This window comes from Micromonospora trifolii (assembly GCF_022229005.1).
In the GTDB taxonomy this organism is placed as follows: Bacteria; Actinomycetota; Actinomycetes; order Mycobacteriales; family Micromonosporaceae; genus Micromonospora; species Micromonospora trifolii.
The window spans coordinates 130,964-149,059 of the sequence record NZ_JAKKFD010000003.1; the positions used below are offsets into that span (position 1 = coordinate 130,964).

Annotated in this window: 16 protein-coding genes and 1 riboswitch; of the genes, 8 read left to right on the plus strand and 8 right to left on the minus strand. The window is 72.3% G+C overall.

Features of this window, described 5'->3' with window-relative positions:
- Positions 1 to 112 precede the first annotated feature (112 nt).
- Positions 113 to 254, plus strand: a riboswitch (cyclic di-AMP (ydaO/yuaA leader).
- Positions 255 to 487: 233 nt separating this feature from the next.
- Both NIE79_RS03310 and NIE79_RS03315 read left to right on the plus strand, forming a co-directional pair.
- Positions 488 to 1,336 carry a C39 family peptidase gene (locus NIE79_RS03310; protein WP_238677128.1) on the plus strand — a complete coding sequence of 283 codons (849 nt, stop codon included), beginning with the start codon at positions 488 to 490 and terminating at the stop codon, positions 1,334 to 1,336.
- Between the two features lie 133 nt (positions 1,337 to 1,469).
- On the plus strand, positions 1,470 to 2,216 hold the full coding sequence (locus NIE79_RS03315) for an alpha/beta fold hydrolase (protein WP_308193124.1): 747 nt from the start codon (positions 1,470 to 1,472) through the stop codon (positions 2,214 to 2,216).
- 4 nt (positions 2,217 to 2,220) lie between these two features.
- Here the strand turns inward: NIE79_RS03315 and NIE79_RS03320 are convergent, their stop codons facing one another.
- The 4 genes from NIE79_RS03320 to NIE79_RS03335 form a co-directional block, all read right to left on the minus strand.
- A complete protein-coding gene (locus tag NIE79_RS03320) occupies positions 2,221 to 3,891 on the minus strand; it encodes a CDP-glycerol glycerophosphotransferase family protein (RefSeq protein WP_238677129.1) in 1,671 nt (556 codons plus the stop codon).
- 33 nt (positions 3,892 to 3,924) lie between these two features.
- Positions 3,925 to 5,442 (minus strand): bifunctional cytidylyltransferase/SDR family oxidoreductase, encoded by a 1,518-nt coding sequence (locus NIE79_RS03325; protein WP_238677130.1) that lies wholly within the window; start codon positions 5,440 to 5,442, stop codon positions 3,925 to 3,927.
- Between the two features lie 146 nt (positions 5,443 to 5,588).
- Positions 5,589 to 6,365: an ABC transporter ATP-binding protein gene (locus NIE79_RS03330; protein ID WP_238677269.1), complete on the minus strand. Its 777-nt coding sequence runs from the start codon at positions 6,363 to 6,365 to the stop codon at positions 5,589 to 5,591.
- A 34-nt stretch (positions 6,366 to 6,399) separates the two neighbouring features.
- Positions 6,400 to 7,293 (minus strand): ABC transporter permease, encoded by an 894-nt coding sequence (locus NIE79_RS03335; RefSeq protein ID WP_238677131.1) that lies wholly within the window; start codon positions 7,291 to 7,293, stop codon positions 6,400 to 6,402.
- Between the two features lie 180 nt (positions 7,294 to 7,473).
- On the opposite strand from NIE79_RS03335, the gene NIE79_RS03340 reads away from it, so the two are divergent.
- From NIE79_RS03340 to NIE79_RS03350, 3 genes are all read left to right on the plus strand, one after another.
- A complete protein-coding gene (locus tag NIE79_RS03340) occupies positions 7,474 to 8,112 on the plus strand; it encodes a TetR/AcrR family transcriptional regulator (protein ID WP_238677132.1) in 639 nt (212 codons plus the stop codon).
- Between the two features lie 124 nt (positions 8,113 to 8,236).
- Positions 8,237 to 10,363 carry a DUF6077 domain-containing protein gene (locus NIE79_RS03345; RefSeq protein ID WP_238677133.1) on the plus strand — a complete coding sequence of 709 codons (2,127 nt, stop codon included), beginning with the start codon at positions 8,237 to 8,239 and terminating at the stop codon, positions 10,361 to 10,363.
- 227 nt (positions 10,364 to 10,590) lie between these two features.
- Positions 10,591 to 12,348, plus strand: coding sequence for a CDP-glycerol glycerophosphotransferase family protein (locus NIE79_RS03350; RefSeq protein ID WP_238677134.1), 1,758 nt, complete (start codon positions 10,591 to 10,593; stop codon positions 12,346 to 12,348).
- 81 nt (positions 12,349 to 12,429) lie between these two features.
- Here the strand turns inward: NIE79_RS03350 and NIE79_RS03355 are convergent, their stop codons facing one another.
- Positions 12,430 to 12,768 (minus strand): DUF952 domain-containing protein, encoded by a 339-nt coding sequence (locus NIE79_RS03355; protein ID WP_238677135.1) that lies wholly within the window; start codon positions 12,766 to 12,768, stop codon positions 12,430 to 12,432.
- A 113-nt stretch (positions 12,769 to 12,881) separates the two neighbouring features.
- Between NIE79_RS03355 and NIE79_RS03360 the strand changes: the two genes are divergently transcribed.
- From NIE79_RS03360 to NIE79_RS03370, 3 genes are all read left to right on the plus strand, one after another.
- The gene (locus NIE79_RS03360) at positions 12,882 to 13,193 is read left to right on the plus strand and encodes a hypothetical protein (protein WP_091401431.1); all 312 of its coding nucleotides are present in this window, start codon (positions 12,882 to 12,884) and stop codon (positions 13,191 to 13,193) included.
- Positions 13,194 to 13,290: 97 nt separating this feature from the next.
- Entirely contained in the window at positions 13,291 to 13,947 is a 657-nt protein-coding gene (locus tag NIE79_RS03365) for a response regulator transcription factor (protein WP_091401433.1), read from the plus strand.
- Positions 13,948 to 13,956: 9 nt separating this feature from the next.
- Complete coding sequence (locus tag NIE79_RS03370) at positions 13,957 to 15,387, plus strand: sensor histidine kinase (protein ID WP_238677136.1); 1,431 nt, start codon at positions 13,957 to 13,959, stop codon at positions 15,385 to 15,387.
- A gap of 9 nt (positions 15,388 to 15,396) precedes the next feature.
- Here NIE79_RS03370 and NIE79_RS03375 read toward each other — a convergent pair whose 3' ends face one another.
- From NIE79_RS03375 to yaaA, 3 genes are all read right to left on the minus strand, one after another.
- Positions 15,397 to 16,296: a TAXI family TRAP transporter solute-binding subunit gene (locus tag NIE79_RS03375; protein WP_372471408.1), complete on the minus strand. Its 900-nt coding sequence runs from the start codon at positions 16,294 to 16,296 to the stop codon at positions 15,397 to 15,399.
- Between the two features lie 121 nt (positions 16,297 to 16,417).
- On the minus strand, positions 16,418 to 17,134 hold the full coding sequence (locus tag NIE79_RS03380; RefSeq protein WP_238677138.1) for a hypothetical protein: 717 nt from the start codon (positions 17,132 to 17,134) through the stop codon (positions 16,418 to 16,420).
- Between the two features lie 106 nt (positions 17,135 to 17,240).
- Positions 17,241 to 18,038 (minus strand): peroxide stress protein YaaA, encoded by a 798-nt coding sequence (gene yaaA, locus NIE79_RS03385; RefSeq protein WP_238677139.1) that lies wholly within the window; start codon positions 18,036 to 18,038, stop codon positions 17,241 to 17,243.
- Positions 18,039 to 18,096 lie beyond the last annotated feature (58 nt).

The following is an 18,096-nucleotide window of genomic DNA, read 5'->3' on the forward strand; positions in this document are numbered from 1 at the left end:
AGAAATTGTCGTGCCAGTTGGGGTTTACGCAGGTGAACCTGGCTTGGCAGGGCGCTGAGACGCCAGTAGTGTCGTCCCGTCCGGTGCGGTTACCGATCGCAAGACGCGACGCCGCATCGACCCGCTTAATCGTGATCAACGAACCGGGGACCCATCAGTAAGTCTGGGGTGAATCCGCGAGCCACGGCCCGCGGTAGGGCGATCTTCCCGCCCGAATCCGTCAGCTAACCCGGTAGGCGGTGTCGGAAGGAGTCCCATCCTCGTGCAGCACCTTTCCACCCCTCGGTTGTTCCCTCGCCTCCACGGCGCGGCGGTGCACCCGCTCATTCGTCGCGTGACGGTGAGCTGACCCCCCGGGTCATCGCCTTCCCCGCCCGGCCGCGCCGGGCGTTCCCCTGAGCGGTTCACCATCCGCGGACCACGGTCCGCGCGCTGGCGCCTGCCCGGATGCCGGTCCGGCCCCGGTGTGCCGCTCTCCCCCCGATCCGTGGAGGACCCCGTGAAGCACACCCTGAAGCGTCAGCTCCGCCGCCTCGCCACCGAGCGCCCGTACCAGATCGTTGTCGCCTCCGCCGCGGCCCTCGCGATCGCCACCACCACCGGTGCCCTACTCACCACTGCCGACGACGCCCCGGCCGGCCAGCGCACCGCGACCACTGTCGCCGAGATGCGCAGCGACGTCGCCGCCTCCCGCGGCGATGTTCGGGACGCGTCCCCCTCGGCCAGCGCCGCGCCGACCACTGCCGCCCCGGCCGCCAGCGCCGCGTCGCCCGCCGCCAAGGCCAGCAGCAACCCGGACCTGACCCGGAAGCCGGAGCGGCCGAAGCCGCCCGCGACCAAGGTGCTCGACTACGACTACGAGGCGCAGAACACGTACTACAACTGCGGACCGGCGGCCACCCGGAACGCGCTCAGCGCCGCCGGCATCGACCGCACCCAGGAGGAGCTCGGCGCCGAGCTGGGCACCACCGAGATGGGCACCAACTCGGCCGAGGACACCACCCGGGTGCTCAACGCCGAGGTGAAGGGCTCCCCGTACCGGACCCGGATGTTCCCCGGCGCGCCCAGCCCGGCCCAGATGGACCGGCTCCAGGCCGACGTGGTGAAGGCCATCACCGATGGCCGGGGCGTGGTGGCCAACGTCGTCGGGGACGCCACCGACACCGACGGCAGCTGGCACTCCTACGGTGGCGGGCACTACATCGCCGTCGTGGGCTACAAGGACAACGGTCGCACCGTGCGGATCGCCGACTCGGCGAACCCGGCCGACCCGTCGTACTGGATCACCACTATCGACCTGGCCAACTGGATCACCAGCCGGGGCTACTCCGCCTGACCCGGGCACGCTGACCGCCGCGGGCGCCGTCCCCCACAAGGGGCCGGCGCCCGCGGCGTTTGTCCGCGCGGCCCGCCGTAAGCCGTCATCGACGGCTCTCGTACCCGGCTGTGAACCGTGGGAGACTGCGGCCGTGGTGGAGAAAACGGGTGGTCCCGCCGGCCGCAGGCCGGTCCTGCTGCTGCTGCACGGCATGGGGGCGACCGGGGACGTGTGGTTGCCCTGGGCGCCGTACCTCGAGCAGCACTGGCCCGGGCGGTGGCTGGCACCGGACCTCGCCGGCCACGGCTGGGCGTCGCCGCTGCCGTCATACTCCTTCGCGGGCTTCGCCCAGCAGGTCGCGCAGGCCCTCGCCCCCGACGACCGGCTGGTAGTGCTCGGGCACTCGCTGGGTGGGGTGGTCGGCCTGGCGCTGGCCGCCCGCGACGCCGGGACGCCGGTGGACGCTGTGGTCGGGCTGGGCATCAAGGCGCTCTGGTCACCCGCCGAGCTGACCCGCGCCGCCGAGGTCGCCGCCCGCCCGGTGAGCTGGTTCGCCAGCCGCACCGAGGCGGCGCGCCGCTACCTGCGGGTCGCCGGGCTGGCCGGCCTGGTCTCGCCGGACCATCCGGTGGTGGACGCCGGGCTGCGCCAGGTCGACGGCCGGTGGCGCCTCGCGATGGACCCGGCCGCCTTCGCCGTCGGCGAGCCCGACCTGGCCGCGCTGCTGGCGGCGACCGACGTGCCGGTGGTGCTGGCGCGCGGGGAGAACGACCCGATGGTCACCGACGAACAGCTCAAGGAGTACGGCGTACCGGTCGCCACCCTCCCCGGTCTCGGCCACAACGCGCACGTGGAGGAACCGGCCGCGGTGCTGGCGCTGCTCGACCCGTACCGCTGAGCGGCTACGCCGGTGTGGACGCGGTCAGGGTCTCGGCCGGTGCCAGCTCTCGGCGGGCGGCGGTCAGGAACGCCTCGGCGTACGACTCGGCCGGGAAGTCACCCAGGTAGCGGCGGCGGGTGGCCCAGCGGGCCTCGGCCAGCGGGTCGGTGTCCAGCAGCGCGGTCAGCACCTCGTCCACATTGGACATGTCCCGGCGCAGTACGTAACCCGACCCGGCCAGCGGGAACCGCTCCACGAACCGGTCGCCCTCGTCGCCCATGTCGGCGACCGCGTACGGCTTGCCGGAGTAGAGGAAGTCCGAGATCACGCCGGACACGTCGGAGACCAGCGCGTCGGCGGAGTTGACGCACTCGGTCAGGCTCAGCTCCCGAGCCGCCGCGCCGACCACGTGCTGGCGGCCCGTGCGGGCCCGGTCGGCGACGAGCAGCTCGGTCAGGCGGCCCAGTTGGCGGGCCGACGCCGGGTTCTGCGCGGTGTACGGGTGCGCCCGCAGGATCACCGTCGCTCCACGCTCCAACAGTTGGCGCAGCAGCCTGTCGGCCACCGGCAGCGAGCAGTAGTCGGCGTCGGCGTGGTGCCCGGTCCAGGTCGGCGTGTAGAGCACCGTCGGGTGCGCCAACCCTCGTGCGGGCTCCGGGCGTACCTCGATCGACTCGACCTGTGGGCGACCCACCACCACGAACTTGTCCGCCGGGATCTGCACTCCGGCGCGGGCGTACCTGTCGATCGCCGCCTGCCCGGCCACGAAGATCCGGTCGAAGATCCCCGACACCGGGTTGGCGCTCGGAGCCTTGTCGCTGTCGCCGTGGTGCAGCTGGATGTGGGTGAGCTGGGTGAAGCGGACGCAGTGGCTGTTCTTCGCACCGTGGTTGACGTAGAACGCCACCCGAAGGCTCGGCACCAACGCCTCGTCCATGGCCCCCAGGGTGGGGCAGTAGACCACCGGCGCGCCGGTGGCCGCCGCGATCGGAGCCAGGAACTCCGGCTCACGCAGCACGACCAGGAACGGTCGGCCGATCCGTTCCAGGTACGGCAGCCACATGGTGACCTGGTATTCCGAGCCGGGGGGCGCGGAGAAGTAGAGCAGGAACTCCGGCTGGTGCCGGCGCAGCGCGGCGGTCACCGACCCGCCACCGGCCCGCGGCCGGAACCGCCGCCGGGCCAGCTCCAGTGCGACGGCACCGGCGCCCGCGCCGACGAGCAGGCTGGCGGCCAGCGCCACACCGGCCGGCAGAGCGAGCGCGGCGGCGAGGGCCAGGGCGGCGAGCAGCCCGAGCAGAGCCGTGCCGAGCCGGTCGGCGATCATCGGCGTCCAGGCGCGTACCCGCAGATTTGCCGCCCGGATCTCCAGACTGCCGGCGGTGCGCAGCGGCCCCACCAGCAGCACCAGCCCCAGCAGGACCAGCCCGGTGGCGACCAGCGCGAGGTTGAGCTCGTCGTCCAACCGCCGGGAGTAACCGACCAGGATCGCCGCGGCGATCAACGCGGTCTCCGCCACCAGATCGGCGCTGGGCCGGATCCGCTGCTCGGCGGCCGAGGCGGCCAGCGCGGCGACGGCCAGCGCCAGCCCCCAGCCGGTGGCGCCGGTCAGCGCCAGCACGACAAAGGCCAGCACGGCCAACCCGGTGGTCAGGCACCGGGCGGCCAGCTTTCGGACCAGGTCGCCGCGCATGTCGCTCCGTTCGTGGTTCCGCAGCCGCCTGCGTCAGTTGGCGGACGTCGCGCCGGCTGGCGTCTCGACCCGACCCGACACGGACTGCGCCGGCACGCTCGGCGTGGGCCCGTCGCCGGGTGCCCGGCGTACGTCGATCACCTGGCCGGTCAGGTCGGAGATCAGCACGTCCAGCGACGACTGGGCGACGGCCTCCGCGGCGAGCAGGGTGTGCTCCGGCTCCTCGCCGAAGGCCCGCGTCCGCATCGGCGTGGCGGTGCGCTCCGGGTTGATGCAGTTGACGCGGACACCCACGTCGGCCCACTCGTCGGCGAGCGCCTGGGTGAGGTTGACCAGGGCGGCCTTGGTGGCCGAGTAGAGCGCGTAGCGGGCCCGGCCCCGGGTGTAGGAGCTGGAGGTGTAGAGCAGCAGCTGGCCCTTGGTCTGCTGGAGGTACGGCAGGGCCTGGCGGGCGATGGTCACCGGGCCGACGAAGTTGACCTGGAGCAGCCGGTCCATGGTCTCCTCGTCCATCTCGGCGAGGGCGCCCTTCTCCAGGATGCCGGCGGTGACCACCACGTGGTCGATCCGGCCGGTGGCCTCGAAGGCGGTCGTCAGCGCGGCCTCGACGTCCTCGGCCCGCTCCACGTGGGTGCCGGTGCTGGAACGGCTGAACGGGAAGACCTGGGCGCCGTAGCGTCGGGCCAGCTCGGTCAACTCGTGGCCGATGCCGTAGCTGCCGCCGAACACCACGATGGTCCGGCCGATCAGCTCCTCGCTGTAGCTGCGGTGATCGGTCAGCCGAGGCGCCTGCGCCGCGGCGAGCTGGAAGAGCTTGTCCGCCAGGTGCACGTCGACCGGGTGGGTGACCTTGATGTTCTCGTCCGAACCGTCGATCACCTTGATCGGGGTGCCGGGCAGGTAGCGCAGCACCACGCCGCAGTCGTCGGTGGCGGCGAAGTCCGGGTCGTCCTCGGCGATCTGGTACGCCGCCCGGATCGTGGGGGAGCGGAACGCCTGCGGGGTCTGACCACGGCGCAGCCGGGAGCGCACCGGGATGTCGGTGATGCAGTCGTTCTCGTCGACCTGGATGATCGTGTCCGCGGAGGGGATGGCCACGTCCACGGCGTCGTAGCTCCAGAGCGCGTTGACGCACTCACGCACGATCCGGCCGCTGAGCAGCGGGCGCACCGCGTCGTGGAAGAGGATGTTGCAGTCTTCCGGGCCGACGGCGTCCAGCGCGATCCGGGTGGTCGCGTTGCGGGTGTCACCGCCCTCGATCACCTTGGTGACCTTGCGCAGGCCGGCCTTCTCGACGATCTGCTGGGCGTCCTCGACGTGGCCGGTGGCCATCAGCACGATGATCTCGTCGATCTCCGGTGCCGTCTCGAAGACCGCCAGGGTGTGCTCGATGATCGGCTTACCGGCGATCTTCAGCAGTTGCTTCGGGATGCCGAGGCCCAGCCGGGTCCCGGTGCCGCCGGCCAGAACCACCGCCACTGTCCGCGAGGGCCGCCACGGCGTCGGGGTCTCCGCTTCGGCGTCCGGGCCAGTGGTCTGGTCCTGCGTCATTGCCGGATCCTCACTCTCAGGGATGCGTTAACGGAAGGTTCCGCCCGAGCGGCGACGGAATGAACCTTAACGCGCGGACCGCGTCGCCCCAACGCGGGCGACGCGGTCCTCGGGTGTCATGTCGATGCCGGTCGTTCGCCGGAACCCTACTTGCTGTTCGCGTACGCCTCGTAGGCCCGAATGACCTCGTCGGTGGGGCCATCCATCCGGATGACGCCCGATTCCAGCCAGATCGTCCGTTCGCAGGTGTCGCGTACCGAGGAGAGTTGGTGGCTGACCAGGAACACAGTCCCCGCGCCCTCCCGCAGCTCCCGCACCCGCTGCTCGCTGCGCTTGCGGAAGCCCTTGTCGCCGGTGGCGAGCGCCTCGTCGATGAGCAGCACGTCGTGCTTCTTGGCGGCGGCGATGGAGAACCGCAGCCGGGCCGCCATGCCCGACGAGTAGGTGCGCATCGGCAGGCTGGCGAAGTCACCCCGCTCGTTGATCCCGGAGAAGTCGATGATCCCCGCGGCCTGCTTGGCCACGTCGTCGGGGTGCATGCCCATGGCCAGGCAGCCGAGGGTGACGTTGCGCTCCCCGGAGAGGTCGTTGAGCAGCGCGGCGTTGACGCCCAGCAGGGACGGCTGCCCCTGGGTGTGGATGGCGCCCCGGTTCACCGGCAGCAGACCGGCGATGGCCCGCAGGATGGTGGACTTGCCGGAGCCGTTGCTGCCGATCAGCCCGATCGCCTCACCCCGGTACGCGGTGAAGGAGATGCCCTTGACAGCGTGCACCTCCCGGACGTTCGGCGCGTGGGTGCGCTTCACGAGCCGGCGCAGCGCGGCCACCGGCGTGGTGCCACCGGCGGCGCCCTGGTGCACCCGGTAGATGATGTGCGCGTCGTCCACGACCACTGTCGGGATGCGCTCCTGGGTTCGGGTCATCGTCGCGCTCGCCTCAACGGGGGCGTCGAAGTGATCAACCACGGCCGTACTCCTGTTCGCCGCGCCAGAAGTAGATGAAACCGCCGATGCCGGCGACCAGCGCCCAACCGGCGCCGACCAGCCAGAGCTGGGTCAGCGACTCGTTGAGCAGCGGTGCCTCCTCGAGCAGCGCGTACCGCGCCAGCTCGATGTAGACCAGCAGCGGGTTGTACTGCACAAGCGTCGTGGCCCAGCCGGGCAGCCGGTCGAAGAGGCTGACGCTGTAGAGGACGCCGGAGCCGTACATCCAGGTCCGCATGATGAACGGCATGACCTGCTTCAGGTCGCTCGACTTGGCGCCGAGGCGGGCCACCAGCAGCACCACGCCGGCGTTGAACACCGCCTGCAGCAGCAGCGCCGGCACCAGCATCAGCCACTGCCAGGTGAGCGGCTCGCCGGTGGCCAGCACGATGCCGACCAGCACCACCATCGAGGCCAGCAACTGCTGGAACTGGGTGATCGTGGTGGACAGCGGGAGGCTGGCCCGGGGGAAGTGCAGCGCCCGGATCAGCCCGAGGTTGCTGCTGATCGACTGGGTGCCGGCCAGGACCGCGCTCTGGGTGAAGTTGAAGATGAACAACCCGGTGGTCAGGTAGGCGATGAAGTTCGGGATGCTGTTCTGTGCCAGCACCACCCCGAAGATCAGGTAGTAGACCGCCGCGTTGGTCAGCGGGGTGAGCACCTGCCAGAGCTGACCCAGCTTGGCGTTGCTGTACGAGGCGACGAGCTTGGCATTGGCGTACGCGGCGATGAAGTGCCGGTAGGCCCAGAGTCGGCGGCTGTACTCGACGAGGCTGGGTCGCTCACCGGCGACCCGTAGCCCGTGCCGAGCGGCCAGCTGCGCCTGGGTCAGGCCCGTGTCGGGGTCGACCAGCGCGGTGGTGGCCATGGAAATGGCGCTCCGATCTTTCGTGCAGACGGGGGTTGCTCGCGACGATCGAATCCTAGTGGGACATGTGCGCGGGGCGCCGCCTCGTCGCTGCGAGGACAGTAGTCCGAAACACGTCGGGACGCAACCGTACCGTCGTTGCGCTACGCTGGACGGCGTGACCTGCGATAAGAGCCCTCGATGACCACCGAAAAGAGGCGGGCGCCGGCTGGCGCGGCGGTGCTGCGCGACGAGATCACCACGGCGATCCGCCGGGCGCTGATGCAGGAGCTCGCCGCTGTCGGCTACGGCCGGCTCTCCATCGAGGCGGTGGCCCGGCGGGCCGGCGTCAGCAAGACGGCGATCTACCGCCGGTGGAGCTCGAAGCTCGACCTGGTGTTGGAGATCGTCGCCGCCGCGGCGCACGGCAAGCTCCCCGCCCTGGACACCGGCACGCTGCGCGGTGATCTCGCGCTGCTGTTCCAGGCGGTGGCGCACGCGCTGCGCCACCCACTGGCGTCGCAGATCATTCCGGACCTGCTGGCCGAGGCCGCCCGCAACCCCAGCATCGACGCGACCCTGCGTCAGGTGCTGCACGCCCGGCAGCAGGAGATCGGCGGTCGCCTGGTCACCCGTGCCGTGCAGCGTGGCGAGCTGCCCGCCGACACCGAGCTGGACGCCGCCATCGACCTCATCGTCGGGCCGCTCTACTGGCGGCTCGCCATCGCCCGGCTCCCACTCACCGACGGTTACCTCGACAACCTGGTCGAATCAGTGGCGGCCGGGCTCGGCGCCGACAGCGTGCTGCCGCGTCCCCGGGCGGCTCCGATATCGGGTTGACCAGCCCTCCAAACTCGGTCGCCGGCAGCAGCGGCAGCCCTGCCCGATTCCGCTACGCTGCCCCCTTGACACCCGGCCGGCACAGTGCCGACGCCCCTCATCCGCCTGACGAGTAAGGACGCCCGTGGCCAACGTCGACAGCATCGCCGTAGCGCCCGCCGAACCGGACCCGACGCCACGGACCGGGCCGTCATCCCGACCCGCCGGCGCTCGCGCCGGGCTGTCCCGGGTACGCGCGCTGGTGGCCGTCGCCCCGGCGGTGCTCACCGACGGCGCCGTGATCGCGTTCGCGCTCTTCACTGTGCTCTACCACCTGGCCTTCCTCGGGGACCTGCGTCCGTCGGTGACCTTCCGGATCTGGCTGCTGGCCTGCGTGGTGCTCGCGGTCGTGGCCGTGCTGCGCGCCCGCCGCCGCGCCTCGGCCAACAGCGCCTCAGCCGACAGCGCCTCAGCCGACAGTGCCCCGGCCGCTCAGGACGAACCAGTCATCGGCCGCCCCGCCACCGACCGCCGCCTGCTGATCGGGGTCGTGGCCGCCGCCGCAGTGGCCGCCGTCTCCGCCGGGGTGGCCGGCACCGGCACCAGCCTCTCCTGGTGGATCCCGGCAGTGGCCGGCCTGCTCGCAGCCGTCGGCGGCCTCCTGCTGGTACGCCAGGCCTGGCTGAGCGGCCCGGCGCCCAGCCCAGCCGCCCCCGCGCCCACCACTGTGCAGTCCGCGTACGCCCTGGTCGTCTCGGCCCTGGTCGGCATCTCCTCGTTCTTCATGGCCCGCAACACCCCGGACGACGTCTACTACGTCGGCAAGTCGGTGTGGATCGCCGAGCGCGACCTGATCCCGCTCAACGACTTCCTGTTCTCCGAGAACGTGCTGCCGGCCATGGGCTCGCAGCCGCCCATCCCGTCGATCGAGGTCTTCGACGGCGCGTTCGCCAATGTCGTCGGCATCCACGCCAGCTCGGCCCTCTGGTACGTGCTGCTGCCGATCATGGCGATGGTCGCGGCGCTGGCGCTGTGGCGGCTGACGCACCGGTGGGCCCCGCGCCGTCCGCTGCTCGCCTTCACAGTGGCGATCGCGTACCTCTACCTCGTCGCCGGTGACGATGCCGCGCTGGGCACGTTCCACCTGCTGCGGCTGCACGAGGGCAAGGGCATGTTCGTCTCGGCGGTCATCCCGCTGATGTGGCTCTACCTGACCGAGTGGTTCGACAACCGGTCGCGGCGCAGCCTGGTGCTCATCGTGGCGCTCTCGATCACCGCGATCGGGCTCACCAACACCGCGGCGATCATCCTGCCGATGCTGGTCGGCGCCGCAGGCTTCGCCATGCTGCTGGTCGGCCGCTGGAAGGCGGCCGTCATCGCGGCGGTCGCCGCCCTCGCGTACCCGATCGGCTCGCTGGTGGTCTCCCGGCTGGTGCTCGGCGGGATGACCGCGACCGGGGCGGACGACGCCTTCTTCGACGCGGCGTACACCTACAAGCGGACGCTGCTGTTCGGTGTGGTCGGGGTGATCAGCGGCCTCGCGCTGTGGTGCGGCGCGCTGCTCGCCCGTCGGCGTACGCCCGCGCTGCTCGCCGCCGGCGCCGCCCTGGCGTTGAGCGTGTTGTTCGTGCCCGGTGTGCTGGAGCTGCTGAGCGCGTTGAGCGGCATCTCGGTGGTGCTCTGGCGTGTGCCGTGGCTGCTCGCCCTGCCGACGCTGATCGGTCTGCTCTGCACCGTGCGCGTGCCGGCACCGACCCCGGCGTTGCGCCGGGCGGCGTCCGGGGGGATCGCGGTGCTGCTGGTCGCCTCGTTCGCGCTGTTCGCCACCCCGATGTGGTCGTCCAAGAGCTGGGTCGAGGTGCACGACCGCCCCACCTGGAAGCTTCCGCAGCAGCGTCAGTCGATCGCGTTCTGGATCAAGGGCCTGGACCGTCCGGAGGGCCTGCTGCTCGCGCCGAAGACGATCATGCGGACCACGCCGGTCATCACCAGCGAGGTCCGGGTCGTCCTGCCCCGTGACTTCTACCTCGTCGAGTACGACCTCAGCTCCCAGTTCGCCAAGGACCGACTGCTGCTCTCCGACTTCGCCGACGGCACCTCCAGCCCGACGCCGGCCGAGCTGACGCCGGCACTGGACCGCCTGGACGTGGGCACCATCTGCGTCTACAACGGCAACCGGTACGCCCGCGACACCGCGCCGCAGCTGGGCTACCGGGAGTTCGCCACGCGCCCGGCGCCCGGCGCGATGACCTGCTTCCGGCGGGTCGGCTGAGCGCTTCACCCGCACCGAGCGCCCGACCCCACCGGCGGGTCGGGCGCGCCCCGGTGCGGAACTTTGCCCGAAATGGTGCCGGATACCCGAGCGACACCGAGCTGTCCCCTCGCGTTAAGGTCGCAGTCACACGCAGCCGGCCGCGACTGAGCCGCTGCGCGACGGGGGAGTGACGTCGGTCCATCACGGGCATCGCCCGCAACGAAATCTCGTAGGGAGCGAACTCTTTGTTCGGCACGTTGACAGGACGCCTCGGAGTGGCCGCCCAGAGTGCGCTACTGGTACTGGCCTACCTGGTCATGCTCCTCGGTGGCGTATTCGGTTGGGTCGGCCTGTTCGCCGTCGCCGGCCTGGCCGCCATCATCGGCGAGTTCGCCGTCGCCCGCTGGTCACCCCCGTCGCAACTGCTGCTGGAGAAGGTGGGCCTGCACTGGTCGTACCGGCAGCTGACCCGGGACCTCGCCGCCGTGTTGCTGGTCGCCGCCGAGGTGCGGCTCACCGGCGGCGAGCTGACCCTGCTGCTCGTGCTGCCGGCCGCGGTGTGGGTCGTGTCGGTCTTCGCCGGTGCGCTCTCCACCATGATCGAGCGTCGTAACCCGCTCTCCGCCATGGTCCGCAACATCGAGCTGGGTCCGCTGTCCAGCGCCCCCCAACCGCCCGCCTGGGCGGCGGCGGTCGCCGGTGACCGGATGCCCCTGCTCAACCTGCTGCTGGTGCCGGCCGGCGTGGCCGCCGCGGTGCAACACGATCCGACGCCGTTCTTCGTGGCCGGCGCGGTGGCGGTCCTGGCGACCGGTCTGGTGGGCGCGATCATCGCGCTGACCTGGCTGCGGGGCCGGGGGGCGGGGCAGGGTCCGCTGCTGCCGGCGGTCCAGCGTTGGCTGGACAACTACCGGCCGGAGGTGGCGCTCTACTTCGCCGGCCCGGCCAAGGACGTCTACCAGGCGAACATGTGGCTCGCACCGACCGAGGCGCTCCAGCAGCGCGCGGTGGTGCTGATGCGCAGCCGCGACGCGTTCCTGGAGTTGGCCGACACCCGGCTGCCGGTGATCTGCGTACCGGCCGGGGTCGACTTCATGAACCTCGACCTCGGCGGCATCCGCGCGGCGCTCTACTCAGCGAACGTCGGCGCGAACATCCACATGCTCCGCGAGCCGGGTACGAAGCACGTCTTCGTCGGGCACGGCGACAGCGACAAGCAGGCCAGCGTCAACCCCTACAGCAAGGTGTACGACGAGGTCTGGGTCGCCGGCCTGGCCGGCCGGGAGCGCTACGCGCGGGCCGGCGTGGGCGTGCTCGACTCGGACATCGTCGAGATCGGCCGACCGCAGCTCGCCGGTGTGCACACCTTCGGCGCCGAGTCGGTGGACCGGCCGTTCACAGTGCTCTACGCGCCCACCTGGGAGGGTTGGCTCGACGACGACCCGTACCACACCTCGCTGGTGCTGATGGGCGAGCGGATCGTCAAGGGGCTGCTCGCCACGAATCCCCGGGTCCGCCTGATCTACAAGCCGCACCCGCTGACCGGGTCGCGGTCCAGGGCGGCGAAGGTCGTGCACGACCGGGTCGTCACGGCGATCCGCGCTGCCGGCGGCAACCCGGACGCGTCCTCGCTGGACGGCACCGCGCACCTGGTGGTCACCGGCCGCACGCCGGCGCTGTTCGACTGCTTCAACCAGACCGACCTGCTGATCAGCGACGTGTCCAGTGTGGTGTCCGACTTCGTGCAGAGCCAGCGGCCGTACGTGGTGGCCAACCCGGCCGGCCTGTCGGAGGACGAGTTCCGCCGGGAGTACCCGACGGCTCGGGCCGCGTACCTGCTCTCCAAGGACTGCGGCGAGCTGGAGAAGATCGTGTCGGTCACCCGCGCCGGTGACGACCCGATGACCGAGGCCCGCCGGGAGTTGAAGACCTACCTGCTCGGCCCCGCCGAGGCGAACCCGATGGACCGGTTCCAGCAGGAGATCGACCGGCTCTGCCACTGAGCCCCGTCCCTGCGGCATCGCGCCCGGCCCGACACTGTCGGGTCGGGCGCGTCCGTATCGGCCAGCAGAGCCGCCACCGGGTCAGCCCAGCAGGGCGGCCACCGCGTCGGCGGCCGGAAGGTCCGCCGGCAACGCCCGCGCCGCCACCACCGCCGCGACCGGCAGCGGGCCGTACACGTGTGGGAAGAGCTGCCCGCCGCGCGACGGCTCCCACCGCAGCGCGTCGCCCAGTCGCTCCTCCTCGACGCTGAGCAGTGTCAACCCGGTCGCCCCGGTGAAGTACCGCCGCGCCGTCTCGACCACCTGGTCGGCGCCGGAGAGGTGGATGAACCCGTCCTGCCGGTCCACCGCGGAGCCGGTGAAGGCACCGACGGCGAGGGCTTCGTCCCATTCCGCGCTCGACAGCAGTTTGTAGATCACCACAGCAGCGTACGGGGCCGTGGTCGGCGCGCCCGCCCGGTTTTCGCCGGTACCGCAGCGCCCGTCGCCTCCCGCCGGGCATGCTCAGGTCAAGGGCCGCGGAGGGATGGGCGATGCAGAGCTACGACGATGACTGGACCGACAGCCAGCGCGCGCTGTACGACGAGTGCTACCAGGCCGGTGGCGAGTGGGCCGATGACCCGGACACGTCGTCCGACGACGTGCAGCACGTGATCAACCTGGCCGAGGCGGACGACGACGCCTTCCAGGACGCCGAGATCGACTATCCGGCACTGGTCGACGCGGTCACCCAGGCCAGCGGGGTCAGCGTCACCAGTGTGCCGGCCAGCCATGAGGACCCGGGCTTCCGCGGGTTCACCGACGGCGTCCGGGACGCCGTGGCCGACGACACCTTCGGCCTGTAGCGGCCGGTAGCCCGCCCAGCGCGGGCGGGTGGCCTCCCGGTCCGCGCGCTCTTCTGCCACCATTCGCAGAACAGCGCTGCGATGGACGGGGGCACGGGTGCGGATCCTGCTGGTGGAGGACGACCGCCGGGTGGCCGCCGCGCTGTCCTCCGCCCTCACCCGCCGGGGGTACGAGGTCGAGCACGCCGCCACAGTTGCCGCCGCGCTCTCCGCCGCCCCCTGTGACCTGGTGCTGCTCGACCTGACCCTGCCCGACGGGGACGGCACCGACCTGTGCCGGGAGTTGCGTCGGCGCAGCAGTCAGCTCGGCATCATCGCGGTGACCGCCCGGGGTGAGGAACGGGACCGGGTGCTGGGTCTGCGCCTGGGTGCGGACGACTACGTGGTCAAGCCGTTCTCGATGGTGGAGTTGCAGGCCCGGATCGAGGCGGTGCTGCGCCGCGCCGCGAACGCCGCGCCCGAGCGGCACCTCATCGAGGCCGGGCCGGTCCGCATCGACGTGGCCGCCCGGACGGTGACCGTCGACGGTCGGGCCGTCACGTTGACCCGCAAGGAGTTCGACGTGCTGCTCTCGCTGGCCCGCCAGCCCGGGGTGGCGGTGCCCCGCGATCGGATCCTGCTCGACGCCTGGGGCACCACCTGGGCCGACCGGCACACCGTCGAGGTGCACGTCGGGTCGCTGCGCGGCAAGCTCGGCGACGCCCGCCTGGTCGAGACCGTACGCGGCGTCGGCTACCGGCTGCGCGACGCGTGAGGAGCTGACGTGCGCCGTCGCCTGGTGATCAGCTATCTGCTGCTGATGGTCCTCGTCCTGATCGCGTTGGAGACCCCACTGGCCGCCACCATGGCCAGCCGGGAGACCGAACGGGTCCGCGCCGACCGCCTCGCCGATGCCACCCGGTTCGCCTCGCTGGCCGGCCCGGCGTTGCGCGACGGCGGGCCCGGCCCGATCGAGTCGGAGCTGACCAGCTACGACGACCTGTACGCGATCAGCGCCGCGATCGTCGACCGGGACCGGAACATCCCGGTCTCGTCGCCAAGGTGGCAGGCCAGCCCGGGGACCGCGACCGTGCTGGACGTCGCGCTGTCCGGGCAGCAGACCAGCGCCCCCGAGTCGGTCTGGCCCTGGACCACCGACCCGGTGGTGGTGGCGGTACCGATCAACGACGGAGGTGAGGTGCTCGGCGCTGTGGTGATCGTGACCCCGGCCGGCCCGATCCGTCGAGCCGTCGTCGCGTGGTGGCTGCTGCTCGCCCTGGCCGGTCTGCTCGCGGTGCTGGCCTGCGTGCTCACCGCGTTCGGGCTGGCCGGTTGGGTGCTGCGCCCGGTCACCGAACTGGACGCGGTCACCCACGAGATCGCCGAGGGCGACCGGGGCGCCCGGGTGCAGCACCGGCTGGGACCGCCGGAGCTGCGCCGCCTCGCGGCCAGCTTCAACCACATGGCCGACGTGGTCTCCGACGTGATGGACCGGCAGCGTGCCTTCGTCGCGCACGCCAGTCACCAACTGCGCAACCCGCTCACCGCGCTGCGGCTGCGGGTGGAGGAGTTGGGGCCCAGCCTCACCGACCCGGACGGTCGGTCCGAGCACCGGCTGGCCCTGGAGGAGACCGACCGGCTCGCGCTGGTGCTCGACGCGCTGCTCACCCTCGCCCGGGCCGAACGGGAGGAGAACGAGCGCGTCACAGTGGACGCCGCAGCGGTGGCCGCCTCCCGGGTGGCCGCCTGGGCGCCGCTGGCCCGGCACCGGTCGGTCGCGTTGCGGCTGGCCGCGACCGACGCCCCGGCGTACGCCCAGACCGTGCCGACCGCCGTCGACCAGGCGCTGGACGCGCTCATCGACAACGCGGTGAAGTTCAGCGGGACGGGCGGGGCGGTGACGGTGACTGTGGCTCGCCGCGACGGCGGGGTGACGCTGGAGGTACGCGACTCCGGCCCGGGTATGACCGAGAGTCAGCTCGGCCAGGCGACCGAGCGGTTCTGGCGCGCCCCGGACGCGCAGAACGTGGACGGCGCGGGGCTCGGCCTGACCATCGCCGCCGTGCTGGTGGACGCCTCGGACGGGCGGCTCACCATGCGCCCGGGGGAGTCGCGGGGGCTGGTCGCCGCCCTGTGGTTCCCGACGCCGGACCCGGCGGTGGAGCCGGCGGAGGAGGAACCGGCCGCCGACCTGCGACCCTCCCCGGCGCGGTGAGGCCCGCCGTCACGGTTTGGTGGCGCGGTACCAGGAGGCGGCGCCGGGATGCAGCGACAGCGGCGCGGTGACGATCGCCGAGCGGGGGCTCATCCGTCCCGCCGCCGGATGGGCGGCGGCAAGCTCGGCCCGGCGTTCCATCAGCAGCCGGGTCACCTCACGGACCAACGGCTCCGGCAGGTCGGCCCGGACGATCAGGTAGTTCGGGTCGGCCACTGTGGTCACCGCGTCCACCCCGTACACCGAGCGGGGGATGTCCCGGGAGACGTAGACCTGGCCGTAGCGCGAGCGCAACGGCTCGGTCCACTCGCTGAGGTCCACGATCCGGATGGCGCTGGCCTCGGCCAACTCCTCGATGCCCCGGACCGGCAACCCGCCGGAGAAGAAGAACGCGTCGATCCGCCCCGAGCGCAGCGCCGTCACCGAGTCGTCGAGTCCGAGTCGTTCCCGGCGCACCTCGTCACCACCGAGGCGGGCCACCTCCAGCAGCCGGGTCGCGGTGATCTCGGTGCCCGAGCCGGCCGCGCCGACGGAGACTCGCCGGCCGCGCAGGTCGGCGACTGCGCGGACCGGGCCGCCGCTCGTGGTGACCAGGTGCAGTTGGTCGTCGTACACCCGGGCGACGGCGTCGACAGCGGAGCTTCCGGCGGTGCTGGTGGGCAGCACGTCGGCCTGGGTGAAGCCCAGCTCGGCCCCGCCGGAGCCGACGAGCTGGACGTTCTCCGCCGAGGCGGCGGTGATCACCACGCTGGCCCGTACGTCGGGGAGTTCCCGGTTGAGGATGGCCGCCAGGGACTGCCCGAACGCGTAGTAGACAGCAGTGGGGCTACCTGTGGCGATCCGGATCGACGTCGGCTCGGTCGGGGCGTCCCGGCAGCTGGCGACTGCCAGGTTCGCGATCAGCAGCACCGTCGACAGGGCGGCCAGGCCGGCGCGGCTGGACGAGGTACGACTCACGCGGTGCACTGTGCGCCGTCGGGCGGGTGCGCGCAAGCCCGGACCGGCGACGTACCGGATGCTCGGAACCCGATCAGCGGGCCGGACGACCTGCCGGTGTCACGACCGCGGCCCGCGCCGACGCCGGGGCCAACCCGCGCGCCGGCTCCAACGCCGCGCTGCGCAGGATCCGCTGCCGGTCCGGGCCGTCGGCCACGCTGACCAGGAAGCAACCGGTGCCGGGGCGGAGCCGGGCCGGTACGTCGAGCACTGCCGCGCCCCGGATCAGCACCGCGGCCAGTTCCCGGTCGGTGAGCCGGACGCCGAGGATGTGCCGGCGCACGTGCCGTCCGGCGGCCAGCAGCGCCGAGCGCCAGGCTGCCTCCGCCAGTCGGGTCACCAACAGTCGGCGGGCGGGTGAGGCGCCGGGCAGCGGCCCGCCGAGCAGCTCGCGCCGCCCCTGCCACCAGCCCGCGTCCAACATCCGGGTGTACGCGCCCTGGTGCTCCCGGGGCACCCACAGCCGGTGCAGCTCGTAGCGGCGGCGCAGGCCGCCGACGGCCACCTCGTGGCTGACCGGGATGTCCAGCCGGTTGAGTAGTTGCCGCATCCGCTGCGCGGCGTCCTCCCGGTTGAACTCCACCCCGGCGGTGTGCTCGGCCCGGACCGCGCTGGGCCGGGCGGCGGTCGGTGGTGGTGTGCAGCGCAGCAGGCAGGCAGCCTCGAACGCGTCGCCCAGTGTCAGCCAGCCCAGCGGGGATGGGGTGGTCGGGGAGTGGGGCCGGTCGAGCACTGCGGGTTCGTGGGTCAACGGAGGCTCCCTTGTCGGAGTCTGGGTTGCCCTACCGTGGCCCCTGCCACGCCGTTAGGGAACTGCTCCGGCCCAGCCTTGAGCAAATCTTGCGGCTGCGGTGCCGCTAGAGGTCGGTGACCACCAGATCCACCTGGCGCACCCGGCCCGCGGCGGTGGCCTGCTCCAGCACTGTGTGCTTAAGCTCTCGCAGGGTGCCCACCAGCTCCGTGGCGGTGCGCGGCCGGGCGCCGGCGACGAGCAGGTCCCGGACCAGCCGCCCCTTGGTCGCCTTGTTGAAGTGGCTGACCACCGAGCGGACCGGCACACCGTCGACCTCCCGCTCGTGCAGCACCCGTACGGTGAGCGTCCGCTCGGCCAGCTCACCGCGTGGCGTCCAGGTCGCGGCGTACGCGCCGGAGCGCAGGTCCAGCACCGGGCCGCGCCCGGCGGCGTCGTCCAGCGCCGGCGTCAGCTCCCTGCGCCAGTACGCCGACAGCGCCCCGACGTCGGGCAGGCGCGCGCCGATCGGGCAGCGGTACGGCGGAATCCGGTCGGCCAACCGGACCGCGCCCCACAGCCCGGAGCTGATCAGGATCGACCGGCGGGCCGCCCGCTGCGCCGTGGCCGGCAACGAGGCCAGGTCCAACGCCTCGTAGAGCACACCGGTGTAGAGCCGCTCGGCCGGCGCGGTGGCCGCCTCCCGCAGTCGGGCGTTGCGCCGCAGCTCGCCCCGCTGGCCCTCGCTGAGGCCGAGCGCCGCCCGGGCGGCCTCCTCGTCCGGCCCGGTGCTCAGCGTCACCAGGGCGTCCAGCACCCGCTCGCGGGCCGGGTTCAGCGCGGGCAGCGAGAGCCGGTCCGGGGCCCAGCGCCGTCCGGTGCCGGCGTCGGCCTTCCCCTCCGAGGGCGGCAACAGGATGAGCATGGGTCTCCTCGACGGGCGAAACGGCGGCGCCCCACGCGCCGGCCCGGCCAGCGTACGA

Coding starts and splice junctions, on each gene's coding strand:
- NIE79_RS03320 (WP_238677129.1), bottom strand. CDS start 3,891: ATGCGCGGCGACCTGGTCCGAAAGCTGGCCGCCCGGTGCCTGACCACC.
- yaaA (WP_238677139.1), bottom strand. CDS start 18,038: ATGCTCATCCTGTTGCCGCCCTCGGAGGGGAAGGCCGACGCCGGCACC.
- NIE79_RS03335 (WP_238677131.1), bottom strand. CDS start 7,293: ATGGCCACCACCGCGCTGGTCGACCCCGACACGGGCCTGACCCAGGCG.
- NIE79_RS03325 (WP_238677130.1), bottom strand. CDS start 5,442: ATGACGCAGGACCAGACCACTGGCCCGGACGCCGAAGCGGAGACCCCG.
- NIE79_RS03340 (WP_238677132.1), top strand. CDS start 7,474: ATGACCACCGAAAAGAGGCGGGCGCCGGCTGGCGCGGCGGTGCTGCGC.
- NIE79_RS03360 (WP_091401431.1), top strand. CDS start 12,882: ATGCAGAGCTACGACGATGACTGGACCGACAGCCAGCGCGCGCTGTAC.
- NIE79_RS03330 (WP_238677269.1), bottom strand. CDS start 6,365: ATGACCCGAACCCAGGAGCGCATCCCGACAGTGGTCGTGGACGACGCG.